The sequence below is a fragment of the Cyanobium sp. NIES-981 genome (genome assembly GCF_900088535.1).
In the GTDB taxonomy this organism is placed as follows: Bacteria; Cyanobacteriota; Cyanobacteriia; order PCC-6307; family Cyanobiaceae; genus NIES-981.
Genome location: NZ_LT578417.1, coordinates 735749 through 751313, shown reverse-complemented (window position 1 = coordinate 751313; position 15565 = coordinate 735749). Strand labels below are relative to the sequence as shown.

Annotated in this window: 15 protein-coding genes; 8 read left to right on the top strand and 7 right to left on the bottom strand. The window is 71.3% G+C overall.

The window, feature by feature from the left end:
- Positions 1–46: 46 nt before the first annotated feature.
- Positions 47–904 carry a creatininase family protein gene (locus tag CBM981_RS03875; protein ID WP_087067343.1) on the bottom strand — a complete coding sequence of 286 codons (858 nt, stop codon included), beginning with the start codon at positions 902–904 and terminating at the stop codon, positions 47–49.
- Positions 905–998: 94 nt separating this feature from the next.
- On the opposite strand from CBM981_RS03875, the gene CBM981_RS03870 reads away from it, so the two are divergent.
- Genes CBM981_RS03870 through pgeF form a run of 3 tightly spaced genes read left to right on the top strand, consistent with a single transcriptional unit; the run spans position 999 to position 3989 of the window.
- Positions 999–2261, top strand: coding sequence for a S1 RNA-binding domain-containing protein (locus tag CBM981_RS03870; protein ID WP_087067342.1), 1263 nt, complete (start codon positions 999–1001; stop codon positions 2259–2261).
- Positions 2258–3187, top strand: a complete 930-nt coding sequence (locus CBM981_RS03865) for a Tab2/Atab2 family RNA-binding protein (RefSeq protein WP_087067341.1) — start codon at positions 2258–2260, stop codon at positions 3185–3187. Before CBM981_RS03870 ends, CBM981_RS03865 begins: the two co-directional genes overlap by 4 nt.
- Positions 3180–3989 carry a peptidoglycan editing factor PgeF gene (gene pgeF / locus CBM981_RS03860; protein WP_087067340.1) on the top strand — a complete coding sequence of 270 codons (810 nt, stop codon included), beginning with the start codon at positions 3180–3182 and terminating at the stop codon, positions 3987–3989. Before CBM981_RS03865 ends, pgeF begins: the two co-directional genes overlap by 8 nt.
- Before the next feature lie 49 nt (positions 3990–4038).
- On the opposite strand, the gene CBM981_RS03855 is transcribed toward pgeF, so the two are convergent.
- On the bottom strand, positions 4039–5670 hold the full coding sequence (locus tag CBM981_RS03855; protein ID WP_087067339.1) for an FAD-binding domain-containing protein: 1632 nt from the start codon (positions 5668–5670) through the stop codon (positions 4039–4041).
- Positions 5671–5739: 69 nt separating this feature from the next.
- Here CBM981_RS03855 and CBM981_RS03850 point away from each other — a divergent pair, with 69 nt between their 5' ends.
- Positions 5740–6102 (top strand): AbrB family transcriptional regulator, encoded by a 363-nt coding sequence (locus tag CBM981_RS03850; protein WP_087067338.1) that lies wholly within the window; start codon positions 5740–5742, stop codon positions 6100–6102.
- A gap of 24 nt (positions 6103–6126) precedes the next feature.
- Here the strand turns inward: CBM981_RS03850 and CBM981_RS03845 are convergent, their stop codons facing one another.
- On the bottom strand, positions 6127–7815 hold the full coding sequence (locus CBM981_RS03845; protein ID WP_087067337.1) for an NAD(P)/FAD-dependent oxidoreductase: 1689 nt from the start codon (positions 7813–7815) through the stop codon (positions 6127–6129).
- Between the two features lie 142 nt (positions 7816–7957).
- On the opposite strand from CBM981_RS03845, the gene CBM981_RS15575 reads away from it, so the two are divergent.
- From CBM981_RS15575 to CBM981_RS03835, 3 genes are all read left to right on the top strand, one after another.
- Positions 7958–8098 (top strand): hypothetical protein, encoded by a 141-nt coding sequence (locus CBM981_RS15575; protein ID WP_172820805.1) that lies wholly within the window; start codon positions 7958–7960, stop codon positions 8096–8098.
- Positions 8099–8172: 74 nt separating this feature from the next.
- Positions 8173–8928, top strand: coding sequence for an MBL fold metallo-hydrolase (locus tag CBM981_RS03840; RefSeq protein ID WP_087067336.1), 756 nt, complete (start codon positions 8173–8175; stop codon positions 8926–8928).
- A 20-nt stretch (positions 8929–8948) separates the two neighbouring features.
- Positions 8949–9908 carry a mechanosensitive ion channel family protein gene (locus tag CBM981_RS03835; RefSeq protein ID WP_087067335.1) on the top strand — a complete coding sequence of 320 codons (960 nt, stop codon included), beginning with the start codon at positions 8949–8951 and terminating at the stop codon, positions 9906–9908.
- Here CBM981_RS03835 and ppsA read toward each other — a convergent pair.
- Positions 9891–12398 (bottom strand): phosphoenolpyruvate synthase, encoded by a 2508-nt coding sequence (gene ppsA, locus CBM981_RS03830; protein WP_087067334.1) that lies wholly within the window; start codon positions 12396–12398, stop codon positions 9891–9893. The genes CBM981_RS03835 and ppsA overlap by 18 nt on opposite strands.
- A 134-nt stretch (positions 12399–12532) precedes the next feature.
- Here ppsA and CBM981_RS03825 point away from each other — a divergent pair, with 134 nt between their 5' ends.
- Entirely contained in the window at positions 12533–13012 is a 480-nt protein-coding gene (locus CBM981_RS03825) for a hypothetical protein (RefSeq protein WP_087067333.1), read from the top strand.
- A gap of 96 nt (positions 13013–13108) precedes the next feature.
- On the opposite strand, the gene CBM981_RS03820 is transcribed toward CBM981_RS03825, so the two are convergent.
- From CBM981_RS03820 to ilvB, 3 genes are read right to left on the bottom strand one after another with little or no spacing between them, the layout of a single operon-like run.
- Positions 13109–13315 carry a GIVxVP protein gene (locus tag CBM981_RS03820; protein ID WP_087067332.1) on the bottom strand — a complete coding sequence of 69 codons (207 nt, stop codon included), beginning with the start codon at positions 13313–13315 and terminating at the stop codon, positions 13109–13111.
- The gene (locus tag CBM981_RS03815; protein ID WP_172820804.1) at positions 13312–13701 is read right to left on the bottom strand and encodes a hypothetical protein; all 390 of its coding nucleotides are present in this window, start codon (positions 13699–13701) and stop codon (positions 13312–13314) included. Before CBM981_RS03815 ends, CBM981_RS03820 begins: the two co-directional genes overlap by 4 nt.
- A 35-nt stretch (positions 13702–13736) precedes the next feature.
- Positions 13737–15530 (bottom strand): biosynthetic-type acetolactate synthase large subunit, encoded by a 1794-nt coding sequence (gene ilvB, locus CBM981_RS03810; protein WP_369801684.1) that lies wholly within the window; start codon positions 15528–15530, stop codon positions 13737–13739.
- Positions 15531–15565 lie beyond the last annotated feature (35 nt).

Below are 15565 nucleotides of genomic sequence, written 5' to 3'. Positions count from 1 at the left end.
AGGCAGTGGCCAGACTGTAACCACCCCGGGCTGATCCGGGCTGGCGTCAGGACCCGTGGCCGTTGGCAGAGTCCTTGGCCGCCAGGGACGCGGTGGGCGGCCAGCGGCTCGTCAGCAGGCTCTCGCAGCGGCGCACCCAGCCGTCCACCAGCCGTTCGAACAGCTCGGCGCCCAGCTCGGCGCTCGCCCCGGCACTGTCGCCGATCACCCCGCTGGCGCTCAGATCCGAGCTGAGCCAGGCGCACGGGGCCGCTCCTTCCAGGCTCCACCCCTGGGGTGGGGGTTCTGCGCTGAGGCCGTCGCACGGTCGCTCCGGCAGCACCAGCTCGGCGGCGAGGTGCAGCATCAGGCTCGTCTCCGCCAGGCCGGCATGGAGACCATGCCGGCGTTCAGCCTCGGGCAGCAGGGCGGCCACCCCTTCCGGGCCGCTCCAGAGAAAGCAGGGCAGCACCGCCATCTGCGGCGCCGAGGCCCGCAACTGGCGGGCGGCGGCCTGCAGCAGACCGATCTGACCCCCATGGCCATTGAGCAGCAGGAGGCGGCTGAAGCCCGCCGCGGCCAGCTGCCCCCCCACCGCCATCACCAGATCCACCACCTGGCCGGCGCTGAGGCTGAGGGTGCCGCAGAACCCCTGGTGCTCCGGTGAGAAGCCGATGCTCTGCAGCGGCAGCCTCCAGATCGGCCGCTCGGGCGGCAGCCGCTCCAGCACGGCATTCACCACCCGGTCGGCGAAGAGGGCATCGGTGCCCAGCGGCAGCTGGGGACCGTGCTGCTCGAGGGCACCCCACGGCCAGATCACCGTGCTGCCGGCCTGGCTGGCGGCGGCCTGCACCTGGGGCCAGGGCAGGGCCATCAGCTCCCGCGGCTGCCCTGGGTAGGTGCGGGTCTTGGGCTGGGGCGGCATGGCGGAGGACTCCCCGCCCGGAGGGCGGTGCTGGGGTGGCTCGGTCGGCGAAGAATCCGATCCCTACAGTGTGATGCTGTCAGCCCCACCGCAGATGGCCGGAACCGGCAATCAACCGCCAGCCCCGTCCACCCGGCCTGTGCCACCGGGAGCGCCACGACCCCCGGCCGGCTCTCCCCAGCGCAAGCCTCCCCAGGTGCTGATGATCAAGAAGGACGAGCCCGCGGCTGAAGGGTCCGCCTCGGAGGCCCCGGCAGCCGGGCCGGTGGCGCCCCAGCCACCAGCCGCCGCTGCCCCCCAGCAGCCGGTGCGGGAGCCGCAGCGGCCCCAGCCCCGCAGCGATGACGACCTGTTCGACATGGGGGCCATGGAGGGCCTCACCATGGCCGACCTGCTGGGGCCGGATGCCGCCGCCGGCCAGAAACGGCCCGCCCCCACCCCCCGCCAGGGCGTGAGCCGCAGCGTGGATGAGTTCGACTTCGACGAGCAGGCCTTCCTGGCCGCCCTCGACGAGCAGGATTTCGTCGGCACCACCGGTGAGGTGGTCACCGGCGAGGTGATCGGCCTGGAGAGCGACGGGGTGTACGTGGACATCGGCGGCAAGGCGCCGGGCTTCATGCCCAAGAAGGAGGCCGGGCTGGGCGTGATCACCAACCTCAAGGAGCGCTTCCCCAAGGGCGCCCGGGTGGAGGTGCTCGTCACCCGGGAGCAGAACGCCGACGGCATGGTGACCGTGAGCGCCCGCGCCCTCGCCCTGCGTCAGAGCTGGGAGAAGGTGCGCGCCCTGGAGAAGGAGGGCAAGGTGGTGCAGGTCAAGGTGAATGGCTTCAACCGCGGTGGCGTCACCTGTGACCTCGAGGGCCTGCGGGGCTTCATCCCCCGCTCCCAGCTGCAGGAGGGTGACAACCACGAGGCCCTGGTGGGCAAGACCCTCGGGGTCACCTTCCTGGAGGTGAACCCCGACACCCGCAAGCTCGTGCTCTCGGAGAAGCGGGCCGCCACAGCCGCCCGCTTTGCGGAACTGGAGGTGGGTCAGCTGGTGGAGGGCGTTGTGGCCTCCGTGAAGCCCTATGGCTTCTTCGTTGACCTCGGCGGCATCAGCGGACTGCTCCACCACAGCTGCGTCACCGGCGCCGAACTGCGTGATCTGCGTGAGGCCTTCAGCCAGGGCGAGCGGTTGAGCGCCCTGATCACCGATCTCGATCCCGGCAGGGGCCGCATCGCCCTGAACACGGCCCTGCTGGAGGGCCAGCCCGGTGAACTGCTGGTGGAGAAGGATCGGGTGATGGCCGAGGCCGCCGACCGGGCCAACCGGGCCCGGTCCGTGCTGCGGCAACAGGAGCAGAACGCCGGATGACGGGGGTGCGTGAGACCGGCTCTGCCGCGCCGTCAGGTGTGATCCAGGGCGTCGGCCCCGACTGGGAGCTCGACTTCTACTCGAGGCCGATCCTCGAGCCCGACGGCAAGAAGCGCTGGGAGCTGTTGATCTGCTCCACCCCGGCGGTTGCCGCAGACGGCCGCCTCCTGGCGGATGGGTTCCGCTGGATGCGGGCCTGTCCCGCCTCGAGCGTGAACTCCATCTGGCTGCGGGAATCGCTGCAGCTCGCCCAGGAGCAGGCGGCCGCCGAGGGCTTTGCGCCGCCCCGGAGGCTGCGCTGCTGGCGTGCCTCCATGCGCACGATGGTGCAGCGTGCGGCCGAAGGACTCGGTCTCGAGCTCATCCCAAGCCGCCGCACCTACGCCCTGGTGAGCTGGCTCCAGCAGCGGGAACGGGAGGTGTATCCCCAGGAGGAGGGCTACATGGCAGGGCCGCTGGCACCACCTCCCCAGGCGATCCGGCCGGTGCCGGTGCCCCTGCCGGAAGCCGCCCGCGGCGACAGCTGGGCCTGGGCCACCCTGCCCGTCAGCGCCCTGGCGGGGGCCCGGGACTGGGACACCGGATTCGCCGGCCTGGTGCCCCTGCCGGAGGGGGCTGAGCCGGAAGCGCCGGTGCCGGGTCTGCGCCTGTTCAGCGCCAGCCGGGCCCTGGCGTTGGCCGGCTGGCTGGCGGGTCTGGAGCCCGTGCGCCTGGAGATCGTGGAGCGCCAGCTGGTGCTGGAGGCGGGCCTGGAGGATCGCTGGCTGCTGGCCACGCTGCCCGCGCCGGAAGCCGAGGCGGCCCGCCAGGCGTTCGGCGAAGCCCGCGAGCGGGCGGGCGGGTTGCAGTTCATCGCCGTGCAGGCCCGCGAGAGCGACCAGCGGTTCGAGGGCTTCTGGCTGCTGCGGGATCTGCCCGATGGCTGAGGCGGTCGCGGCGCCGTTCGATCGCCCCGACGCCGGTTTCAATGCCCTTCCGGGTTGGACCTGGGTGGGGTGCTACGGCGGTTACTACCTGCAGTGCGACCTGCTGGCCGACTTCGAGCACGGATTCTTCAGCCGCCAGTGGCAGGGAAGGCTGCCGGGTGTGCTGGCCGGCTACCTCAGCGCGGGCGTCACCGTGCACCGCACCGTGCAGGTGCACGGATCCCTCGTGCTGCCGGCCAGCCAGGCGGCCGCTGAACCGCGGCCCCAGGCGGACGGCCTGGCCAGCGACGCCGGTGCCCAGAGCCTCTGGGTCTGCGGTGCCGACTGCACGCCCGTGCTGCTGGCCGATGGGGCCTCCGGACGGGTGGCGGCCTGCCATGCCGGCTGGCGCGGCGTGGCCGGCAGGATCGTGCCGGCGGCTGTGGAGCTGCTGCTGCAGGCGGGCACCCGCCTGGAGGATCTGCGTGTCGCTATGGGCCCCGCCATCGGCGGCCAGCGTTACCAGGTGCTCCGGGAGGTGAGCCAACAGGTGGCCCTGGGCCTGGATCCATCCCCCAGTGAGCCGGAGCAGGCCCTGGACGCCCTGCGCGGTTGCGGCGCCCTGCTGAGCGACCCGGAGCCTGGGCGGGATCGGCTCGACATCCGTGCGGCCACCCATGGCCAGCTGCAGCGGCTTGGACTGCTGCCGGAGCAGATCGCCACGTGTCCCCTCTGCACGGCGGCGGAGCCGGAGCTGTTCCACTCCTGGCGCCGCGACCAGGTGAAGGCTGTGCAGTGGAGCGGGATCGTGTCCCAGGGCTGACGAGGGCGGGGCGGGCACTTGATCCCACCCGGCCCAGTCCGGTTGCCGCTCAGCCCGCTCCGAACAGGCTGAGCTGCTGCGCCGCGCTGCCGTTGCGGCGGCGCTGGCCGCCCGGCGTGCGGCCCATCACGAACCAGCTCTCCAGAGCCCTCAGCTCCTCCCGATCCAGGCTGTCGATGTCCACGGGCACAGGCAGCAGGCTGTGGCTGCGGCACCAGTCCGTCTCGCCCCCCGCGAACCGCTCCGCCCCGAAGGGCGTCAGGTCGGCCGGCATCGGGCTGAAACCGCCTCGGGTCCAGCTCTGGCGTCGCGCCTCGAGCGCCTGCAGACGGGCGCGCCTGGCCGTGTCGTAGTCGAGCATGGGTGGCGGATAGCCCGCCATGGCCGGAGGCATGCCCAGCTGATCATTGGTGAGTTCGGCCAGCTCGGGCAGCCAGCGGCGGATGAACATGCCGTGGGGATCGCAGCGGTCCACCGCCACCTGCCCGGGGTGGTAGATCCGCGTCCACCCCCCGGTTCCGCCCACCGTCACCCCGGCCTGCATGGCCCATTGGTAGTGGTCGATCGGGCAATCACCGTCCAGCAGGTGTCGCATGTAGTGCAGGGCGCCGTAGCGCCAGTCGATGCCGCAGAGGTTGGTGAGGAAGCTGGCGTGGATGGCGCGGCTGCGGAAGTTGAGGTCGCGCCAGCCGCCCGTGGCCAGCAGGCAGCGGGATGCGGCATCGACGATCGGGAAGCCCGTGCTCCCCTCCTGCCAGCGCCGGTACATCTCCTCCTGGGCCCCGGTCAGCGCGGCATCGTGGCGGTGGCAGCGCCACAGGGGTTCCAGCTCCAGCTGGGGCAGGTAGCGAAAGCGCTGGGCCATGCCGGCACCCCAGCGCAGGCGGCTCACCAGCTGGCGCCAGCTGCGCTGCCGGCCGGTGTCGCCGTGGCGCAGCGGGGCAATCGCGTGCAGGCACTGGCGATGGGTGACCACGCCGAACTTCAGGTAGGGGCTGAGGCCGGAGCTGGCGCGGGCCGCGGGGTAGCTGAGCTGCCAGTAGTAGCGGGACGCGACCTCCTGCCGGCAGAACGCCTGCAGCCGTTGCAGGGCCGCCGCGCTGCCCGCTGGGGGGCGGGGCTTGCCGTCCTCGACCAGCCCGAGCGCCTCCAGGGTCGGTACGGCTGAGCGGGGCTCCTCGGCCCGGGGTGGGGGAGTGGCCAGCCTTGGCGGCGGGGGCAGGGGTTCGGCCGCCATCGCCCCATGCCAGAACCGCCGGTAGGCGGGGTAGGGCACCAGGGCCTCGAGCCCCCCCGGGGGTTCGACCCAGCGCAGGGGCACCCCCGCCTCCTCCAGGTGGCGTTGCACCCGGGCATCCCGCACCCGTCCGACGATGCGCTCACTGTCCACATGGGCGATCACACCATCGGCCCCGTAGGCCCGTACCACGGCCAGCAGGCTGGCGGCGGGCTCGCCCCAGCGCACCAGCAGCCGCGACTGAAGCCGTTGCAGATCCCGCTCGAGGGCCGCGAGGCTGTCGAGCAGCACTCCCACTCTGGCGACGCCGGTTTCCGGGTGCTGCAACAGCGCCGGATCCAGGATGAACAGGGGAAGAACCGCGCCTTCCGAAGCCGCCTGATGCAGTGCAGGGTGATCTCCCAGCCGAAGATCGCGTCTGAACCAGACAACCTGCAGCCTCATGATTGTGTTGACGACCTTGCTAAAGCGTTGTTTGGATGGTAATAATGCAGGCAGTGCATACGCATTACTATGCTGACCGGAACCGATCTTCTCAATAAAGTCAAGGAGCTTGGCGACGTTGGCAAATCGGATCTTGTCAGGGCCTGCGGGTATGTCTCCACCAAGAAGGACGGCTCGGAACGACTGAATTTCACGGCTTTCTACGAGGCCCTGCTCAGTGCCAAAGGGGTGGAATTCAGCAGCTCCCCATCCACCGGTAAGGGGGGCCGCAAGCTCAGCTTCTCCACCAAGGTGCAGTTCAACGGCAATCTGATGGTGGGGCGGGCCTACACCGACCTGCTCGGCCTCAAGCCCGGCGATGAGTTCGAGATCAAGCTGGGCCGCAAGCAGATCCGCCTGATGCCGCTCGGTTCGGAGGAGGAGGACGAGTGAGACGGGGGCTGCGCGAGGCTTGGCTCAAGGGCGGGAAGGCCCAGACTGCAGCGCCAGGGCCACCTGTTCCGCCAGTTTGATGCCATCGATGGCCGCCGAGAGGATGCCGCCGGCATAGCCGGCTCCCTCGCCGCCTGGGTAGAGCCCTGGCGTGTTGAGGCTCTCCAGGCTGGTGGCGTGTCGCGGCATCCGCACGGGAGACGACGTGCGTGTCTCGACGCCCGTGAGCAGCGCCTCCGCCGTCGTGAAGCCCGGAATACGGCGCTCGAACGCCGGCAGGGCCTCCCGTAGGGCAGCCACCACGGGGGCGGGCAGACACGCGCTCAGATCAGCCCAGCACACTCCCGGCTGGTAAGAGGGCAGCACGCCCGCCGATGCGGCAACGGGGCCACACCGGCTTTTGCCCGCCAGGAAGTCTCCAACGGTCTGGGCCGGTGCCCGGTAGCTGCCGCCACCGCCGGCGAACGCCCGGGCTTCCCAGTGGCGCTGGAAGGCCACACCGGCCAGGGGGTCGTCGGCACCCTGGCCGTAGGGCCTGAGGTCATCCAGCGCCACGTTGACCACCAGGGCGCTGTTGGCGTTGCGCTCGTTGCGCGAGTGCTGGCTCATGCCGTTGGTCACCACGGCGCCGGGCTCGGAGGTGGCTCCCACCACCAGGCCTCCGGGGCACATGCAGAAGCTGTAGACGCTGCGGCCCTCCAGTCCGGCTCCCGTGCAGTGGTGCACGAGCTTGTATTCGGCGGGTCCCAGGCGCGGGTGGCCCGCCGCCTCCCCCCAGCGGGCCCGGTCGATCAGGAGCTGGGGGTGCTCGATCCGCAGGCCGATGGCGAAGGGTTTGGCCTCCATCGCCACCCCCGCCCGCTGCACCATGGCGAAGGTGTCGCGGGCGCTGTGCCCCACCGCCAGCACCACGTGGTCGGTGGCGATGCGGCGCCCATCGGCCAGCACCACCGCCTCCACCTGCCGGTCGGTGGCCCGGCAGATCAGCTCATCCACCCGGCTCTCGAACCACACCTCGCCCCCGAGTTCCTCGATGCGGCGGCGCAGCCCCCGCACCACCGTGGCCAGCTTGAAGGTGCCGATGTGGGGACGGTGCAGGGTGAGGATGTCCGCATTGGCTCCGGCCGCCACCAGCTCCTCCAGCACCTTGCGCACGTAGCGCTTCGGTTCGCTCACCTGGCTGTAGAGCTTGCCGTCGGAGAAGGTGCCGGCACCGCCCTCGCCGAACTGGGCATTGGATTCGGGGTTGAAGGGGAGCTGCCCCTTCCAGAACCCGAAGGTGTCGGCGGTGCGGCGCTTCACGGCCTGGCCGCGCTCCAGCAGCAGCGGCCGCAGCCCCATCTGGGCCAGCAGCAGGGCGGCGAAGTAGCCGCAGGGTCCGGCCCCGACCACCACCGGCCGCCGCCGGCCGACCTCGCCCTCCACCGCAGGCGGAACGACGAACCGGTAGGTGGTGTCGGGACTGGGCCGCAGGTGGGGGTCGCCGCTGAACCGGCGCAGCAGGCGCTCCTCCTCGCGGCTGGAGACATCCAGCACCAGATCGAGGCTGTAGACGAGCCGGATCGGCTGCCCCCGGCGGGCATCGACGCTGCGCTTCACCAGCCTGTGCTCGCGCAGCTGCTGGGGAGCGATGCGCAGTCGCCGGCAGATGGCCGCCGGCAGATCCGCCTCGCTGTGGTCCAGCGGCAGCTTCAGTTCACTCAGCCGCAGCACGTGGGGTCCGGTCCGACCTATCCGTTGTAGATCGCGGCGGTTCCGTTGCAATCGCGTCGCCGGCTCCCCGGCGCCGCCATGGTGGGAAGGCAGGAGTCCTCACCAGCTCCCCCCACCTGTCTCCGTCACCCGCCTCGTCGCCATGGGACTCGCCCACTGCCCCCTCTGCGTCGCCCTCGCGGTGCTGTCGGTGCTGCGCTGCGGGGCCCATGCCGTGCAGCTGTGGCATCTGGGCGCCATCGTGGTGCCCACCGCGCGGCCGCTGCGTCTGCAACCGCTCTAGGGTCTGGACGGGTGTGGTCCGATCCAGCTGCCCGCAGAGTTCCCCGCCCGGTTCCCCCCCATTTCGCTCTCCCCATGCCGCTCGGCTTGCAGGCCACCTACTACGGAGCGAACGGCTGGCTGCTGCAGTTCGACCAGCTGAGGGTGCTGGTGGATCCGTGGCTCACCGGCGCCCTGGAGTTTCCCCCCGGCCCCTGGTTCTTCCGGGGCCAGCTGCCCCGCCCCTGGCCCGTTCCGGAAGGGCTGGACCTGCTGCTGCTCACCCAGGGCCTGGCCGACCACTGCCATCCCCCCAGCCTGGCGCTGCTGGATCGGCACCTGCCGGTGGTGGCTTCACCGACGGCGGCCCGCCGCGTGGGCGAGCTGGGGTTCCGTCACGTCACGGCCCTGGCACCGGGTGACAGCCACAGCCTGGGCGATCTGCGGATCCGGGCTACCGCCGGCGCCCCCGTGCCCCAGGTGGAGAACGGCTACCGCCTCGACCACCCGGCCGGCAGCCTCTATCTCGAGCCCCACGGCTTTCTCGACCCCAGCCTCCCCGCCGAGCCGCTGGATGCGGTGATCACCCCCGTGGTGGACCTGGGCCTGCCCCTGGCCGGTGCGTTCGTGCGGGGCCGGCAGGTGCTGCCGTCGCTGCTGGAGCGCTTCAGGCCCGCCACCGTGCTGGCCAGCACCGCCGGTGGGGATGGGCGCTTCGAAGGGCTGCTCACCCGGGCCCTGTGGCAGCAGGGCAGTGCCGAGGAGGCGGCGCTCCTGTCGGCCGGGGCGGGCCCCCATCGCCTCATCGACCCGGTGCCCGGTGAGCCCTACCAGCTCGCCGGATCCGGCTGACATCCGGCGACCCCCCTCCCATGGCCGCTTCCCCTTCCCCCGCCACGGCCCCCGCCTGGACCAGTGATCCGCTGCTGGCCAAGTTCATGGCGGCGGGCCTGGTGCTGCTGGCGGTCACCCTGCTGATCCGGATCAGCCAGGCCTCCCTCACCCGCTACCTGCGCGACAACGACACGCGCTACTACGCCCGCAAGCTGGTGGCCCTGAGCGGCTATTTCCTGGCCCTGGTGGGCATCACCGTCATCTTCAAGGACCGCCTCGGCGGTCTCACGGTGGCGATCGGCGTCGCCGGCGCCGGCATCGCCTTCGCCCTCCAGGAGGTGATCGGCAGCGTGGCGGGCTGGATCGCCATCTCCTTCGGTGGCTTCTACGCCCCGGGGGACCGGGTGCAGCTCGGCGGGATCAAGGGCGATGTGATCGACATCGGCATCCTGCGCACCACCTTGATGGAGCTGGGGGAGTGGGTGAACTCCGATCTCTACAGCGGCCGCATCGTGCGCATCGCCAACAGCTTCGTGTTCAAGTCGCCGGTGTTCAACTACTCCGGCGACTTCCCCTTCCTCTGGGACGAGCTGCGCATCCCGGTGACCTACGGCGGCGACCACCGCCTGGCCCGCCGCATCCTCGAGGAGATCGGTGCCGAGATCGCCACCGAGCAGTTCACGGCCACGGTGCGCTCGGCCTGGCGCCAGATGCTGCAGAAGTATCTGCTCGAGAACGCCGGCGTGGAACCCCAAGTGACCCTGGTGCTCACCGACAACTGGATGGAGTTCACCCTCCGCTACGTGGTGGATGTGAAGAGCCGCCGCTCCACCAAGGACCATCTCTACCAGCGCATCCTGGAGGCCTTCGAGGCTTCTGGCGACCGGGTGCAGATCGCCTCCTCCACCTTCCACCTGGTGCAGGCGCCGCCGCTGCGGGTGCATCTGGAGGGTCCCCCCCCGGCTCCCGGGGAGCGGCCTTCAGCTCCCGGCCTCTGACCTTCCCGGCCCGCCGGCGCCGCCACCGAGCTCCGTTTCGATGGCCGCCACCGAGAGGCGCGTCTGCAGCACGGCGTCGGGATTGAGGCTGATCGAGTCGATCCCCTCGGCCACGAGGAAGGCGGAGAAGTCCGGGTGGTCGCTGGGGGCCTGGCCGCAGATGCCGATCTTGCGGCCGCAGCGGCGGGCGGTGCGGATCGCCATCTGGATCATGGTCTTCACCGCCGCCTGCCGCTCATCGAAGAGGTCGGCCACCAGGGCGGAATCGCGATCCAGGCCCAATGTCAGCTGGGTGAGGTCGTTGGAGCCGATCGAGAAGCCATCGAAGCGCTCGGCGAAGGCCTCGGCGGCGATCACGTTGCTGGGCAGCTCGCACATCACGTACACCTCCAGGCCGTTGCGGCCGCGCTCGAGCCCATGGCGGGCCATTTCCGCAAGCACCCGGTCGCCCTCCTCCGGGGTGCGGCAGAACGGCACCATCGGGATCACGTTGTCCAGGCCCATCACCTCCCGCACCCGCCGCAGCGCCTGGCACTCGAGAGCGAAGGCCTCGCGGAAGGCCGGGGCGTAGTAGCGGGAGGCACCGCGCCAGCCCAGCATCGGGTTCTCCTCCCTGGGCTCGAACACCCCGCCCCCCAGCAGGCGGGCGTACTCGTTGCTCTTGAAATCGGAGAAGCGCAGGATCACAGGCCGGGGGTGGAAGGCGGCGGCGATCCGGCCCATGCCCTGGGCCAGCAGGTCCACGTAGTAGTCGGTGGGCTGCCCGTAGCCGGCCGTGAGCTCGGCGATCGCCTGCCGTTCGGCCGCCTCGGTCACCCGCTCGGGTTGCAGCAGGGCCAGCGGGTGCACCTTGATGTGGTTGGCGATGATGAACTCCAGCCGGGCCAGGCCCACGCCGTCGCAGGGGATGGCCGCCAGCTTGAAGGCCTCCTCCGGGTTGCCCACGTTCATCAGGATCCGGGTGCGGGTGGGGGGCAGGTTGCCCAGGTCCTGCTCCTCCACCGTGAACGGCACGGCTCCGCGGTACACCTTGCCCTCGTCCCCCTCGCAGCAGCTGGCCGTGATCAGCGTGCCATCGGGGATCCGCTGGGTGGCGTCGCCCGTGCCCACGATCGCCGTGATCCCCATCTCACGGGCGATGATCGCGGCGTGGCAGGTGCGGCCGCCCTGGTTGGTGATCACGCCGCTGGCCCGCTTGAGGATCGGCTCCCAGTCGGGGTCGGTGCGCTCGGTCACCAGCAGGTCGCCCTGGCGGAAGCGCTGGATCTCGCCGGGATCCCGGATCAGCCGCGCCGGGCCGCTGCTCACCGAGGCCCCGATCGCCCTTCCCCGGGCCAGCAGCTCGGCGTTGTGGGCAGCCAGCGACCAGCGCCGCAGCACGGTGCCGCTGCGCCGCGACTCCACCGTTTCGGGCCGGGCCTGGAGGATGAACAGCTCGCCGGTGTTGCCGTCCTTGGCCCACTCGATGTCCATCGGCGTGGGCGTGCCCCGCCGCTGGCTGTAGTGCCGCTCGATGGCGCAGGCCCAGCGGGCCAGCTGCAGGGCCTCGGCGTCGCTGATGGCGAAGCGGCGCCGCTCCTCCGCCGGCACGGACAGGGTGCGGGTGCTCGCCTGGCCCGGTTCATGGGCCCAGCTCACCGCTCCGTCCCCGGTCGGGGCCGCGGCGTCGGCGTAGACCATGCGGATCGCCTTGCTGCCGCAGCGCCGCTGCACGATCGGCGCGTAGCCCTGCTCCAGGGTGGGCTTGAAGATCAGGTATTCATCGGGATTCACCGACCCCTGCACCACGGTTTCCCCGAGCCCGTAGGCGGCCGTGAGCAGCACGGCATCGCGGAAGCCGGTTTCGGTGTCGATGCTGAACATCACCCCCGACGCCGCCAGATCCGAGCGCACCATCCGCTGCACCCCGATCGAGAGGGCCACCTCGAAGTGGTCGTAGCCGTTGATCTGGCGGTAGGAGATGGCCCGGTCGGTGAACAGGGAGGCGTAGCAGCGGCGGCAGGCGGCCAGCAGGGCCCCTTCGCCCCGCACGTTGAGGTAGGTCTCCTGCTGGCCGGCGAAGGAGGCGTCGGGCAGGTCTTCGGCGGTGGCACTGGAGCGCACGGCCACCGCGATCGGTTCGGGGCATTGCCCCGCCGGCACCGGCGGACTGAGCTGGCGGTAGCTGGCCAGCAGGGCCTCCTCGAGATCCCGCGGCAGGGGGGCCGCCAGCAGCAGGGAGCGGGCCGCGGCGCCGGCGGCCTGCAGGGCCGCCAGGTCGCCCGCATCCAGCCCGTCGAGGATCCCGTGCAGCGGCGCCTCGAGGGCGTTGGCGGCCAGGAAATGGCGGTAGGCGCTGGCGGTGGCCGCAAAGCCCCCCGGCACCTGCACCCCGGCGGCGGCCAGGGCCTGGATCATCTCGCCGAGGGAGGCGTTCTTGCCGCCCACCTGCGGCAGGGCCTGCAGGTCCACCGCCGCCAGGGGCAGCACCAGCGCGTCAGGGGAGGCCATGGCCAGCGGCAGCTTCCCTGAATCTGGCCACGATGGACACTCTGCGCTCCGACTGTGAATGGGCCGAAAGACTGGGTGTGCCGGGTCCTGGGTGCCACAGTGGTTCCAGTCCAACCGCACCACCCACGGTTTTCGTGTTCCGCTCCCTTCAGGCCTGCCTCACCGCCAAGGCTCGGGTCTCCGTCGTCGCCACCAGCGCCGCTGTCTCAGCGCTTGCCTCCGCCCTGGCGATCAGCGCCGGCAGCCTCCCTGGCATGGGCCGGCCTGCCCTCGCCCAGGCGGCCGCTGCCAAGCCGGCCTCCATGGAGCTGATGAACGACATGGCCCTGGCCGCGGCCGTGAACGTCTGTGAGCTGGTGGTGGAGTCGAAGATCCCTGTGGAGAAGGCGGTGCTCTCCAATGCCAAGGCGATCACCTACGTGGTGACCAATCGCTACGGCGGGCAGGTGGCCAATGCCGGCAAGTTGCAGCCGGAGCAGATTGCCAATGGCACGATCATCCAGGTGGTGGGGCGGGTGCGTCAGGGTTGTTACAACCGTCTGGGTGCCGCCGACAAGAAGTTTGTCGATGAGGTGCTCAGCGAGTACTCCAAAGCCGTGGACAGCAAGAAATAGGGCGGGGAGCCTGGCCAGGCCGGCAGGCCTGACCTGATCCCGTGCTGCAGGCTGAGCGGCCCGGACGCGCTTCGGGGCGGCAGCACCAGGCGGGCTTCAGTCCCTCCTGTCCTCCTCGGGCTCCGGCTCCGGCAGCAGCTGGGCCAGCAGTCCCGCGGCCATCAGGGCGCTGCCCAGGCCCGCGGCCAGGGACCGGTTGCCCTCGGCGGCACCTTCCCCCCAGAGCGCGGCCGCCAGGAAGGCCCCTCCCAGCAGCAGGGAAGGCACCAGAACGATGCCCTTGGCGGTGCGGTTCAGGCTCATCCCAGCTCCGGGCACCCCATGGCGCCGGCGCCCGTGGCCCGCTCCGCCAGGCCGGCCTCCAGCAGGCCCTGGCCCAGATCCAGGGCGTCGCTCCCGGCGCGCTCCCGCGGCAGGCGGGTGACCCGGGCCATCAGGGTGCCGGCCTCGCTGCCGAAGGGGCGCAGGTTCACCTTGCTGCGGCGCGGCAGCGCCTGGCGCAGCCAGGCCACGGCCTCCGGGCGCTGCTCCGGCGTGATCTGGATGCAGGCCAGCCCCACCGTGTAGCTGCGGTTGCCGTCGCCGATCTGCAGCTGCCCGCTGCCCCGCACCTGCAGCACCTCGGCGGCCGCGGCGGCCCCAGCCTGGCTGACCAGGGCGGTGGCAGCCAGGGCCAGGGCCAGGATCACCCCCAGGCCCCTGCGCAGGAGCGGCGTGAGCGGCTTCAGAGCTTGGCGCCGCAGCTGGGGCAGAAGCGGTGGTCGCTGGCCGTGCTGGAGCCGCAGCTGTTGCATTGCCGGGTGGTGTCGATGGCGAGTTCGGGGTGGGAGGGCAGGCCCACCATCTGGGCGTTGCTGGCGCCCGGGGGCACCATCGGGTAGCAGTTCTCGTTGCGGCGCACCTTCACATCGATGAAGACGGGCCCGGGGTGGGCGAGGGCTTCGGCCAGTTGCTCCCGCAGCCGCGACCGCTCGGTGATCAGCATGCCCCGCACGCCGAAGGCCTCGGCCAGGGCCTCGAAATCGGGCATGCCGCCGGTCATCTCGGAGGCGGAGTAGCGCTCCTCGTAGAAGCTCTCCTGCCACTGGCGCACCATGCCCTGCCAGCCGTTGTTCAGCACCACCACCTTCACCGGCAGCCCGTACTGGGCCAGGGTGCCCAGCTCCTGGATGTTCATCAGGATCGAGGCATCGCCGGCCACGCAGATCACCTGCTCGTCGGGGAAGGCCGTCTGCACCCCCATGGCCGCCGGCAGGCCGAAGCCCATGGTGCCCAGCCCGGCACTGCTGATCCAGTGGCGGGGAGCGTTGTGCAGGTACTGGGCCGCCCACATCTGGTGCTGGCCCACATCGGTGGTGTAGTAGGCCTTGGGGGCCAGCTCCTGCAGGGCGATCACCACCTCCTGGGGCGCGATCTCGCCCTCAGGGGTGGGAATGACGAGCGGGTAATGGCGCTTCCAGCTGGCGATCCGCTCCAGCCAGGGGGCGGTGCGGCCCTGCGGCAGGCCACCGTCCTGGCCGGCCGCTGCGGCCTGGGCGGCGTTGAGCAGGGCGTCGAGGGCCAGGCGCACATCGCTCACCACGGCCACATCCGGGATGCGGGTCTTGCCCACCTCGGCGGCATCGATGTCGATGTGCACCACCTGGGCCCGGGGCGCGAAGCTATCGAGCCGGCCGGTGACGCGGTCGTCGAAGCGGGCCCCGGTGGCGATCAGCAGATCGCACTCGGTGACGGCGAAGTTGGCGTAGGCGGTGCCGTGCATGCCCAGCATGCCCACGGCCAGGGGGTGGGTCTCATCGAAGGCCCCCTTGCCCATCAGGGTGGTGGTGACCGGGATCTGGAACAGTTCCGCCAGCTGCCGCACCTGCCCATGGGCGCCGCTGCTGATCGCTCCCCCTCCCACGTAGAGCAGGGGCCGGCGGGCCTGGCGGATCAGCTGCAGGGCGGCCTGAATCCGGTCGGGGTCGGGCTGGGGGGGGAGGCGGAAGCCGGCGGGGATGGCACTGCCGGGCTCCACCGGCACGTAGTCGAACTGCTCGATGCCCACGTCCTTGGGCACGTCGATCAGCACGGGGCCGGGACGGCCCGTGGCGGCGATCACGAAGGCCTCCGCCACGATGCGGCCGATGTCGCGGGGGTCGCGCACCACCCAGGAGTGCTTCACGATCGGCAGGGTGATGCCGAAGATGTCCGTTTCCTGGAAGGCGTCGGTGCCGATCGCCGCCCGGGGCACCTGGCCCGTGATCACCACCATCGGCACCGAATCCATATGGGCGGTGGCGATGCCCGTCACCAGGTTGGTGGCCCCGGGGCCCGAGGTGCCGAAGCACACGCCCACCCGGCCCGTGGCCCGGGCATAGGCGTCGGCCGCGTGGGTGCCGCCCTGCTCGTGGCGCACCAGGATGTGCTTGAGCCAGCCGCGGCTCTCGGCCTTGTGGAGCTCGTCGTAGATCGGCAGGATCGCCCCGCCGGGGTAGCCGAAGATGTGGGTCACCCCGTGGCGGTGCAGGGCGTCCATCAGGGCGTAGCCGCCGGACACCCGCAGGGGCTGCT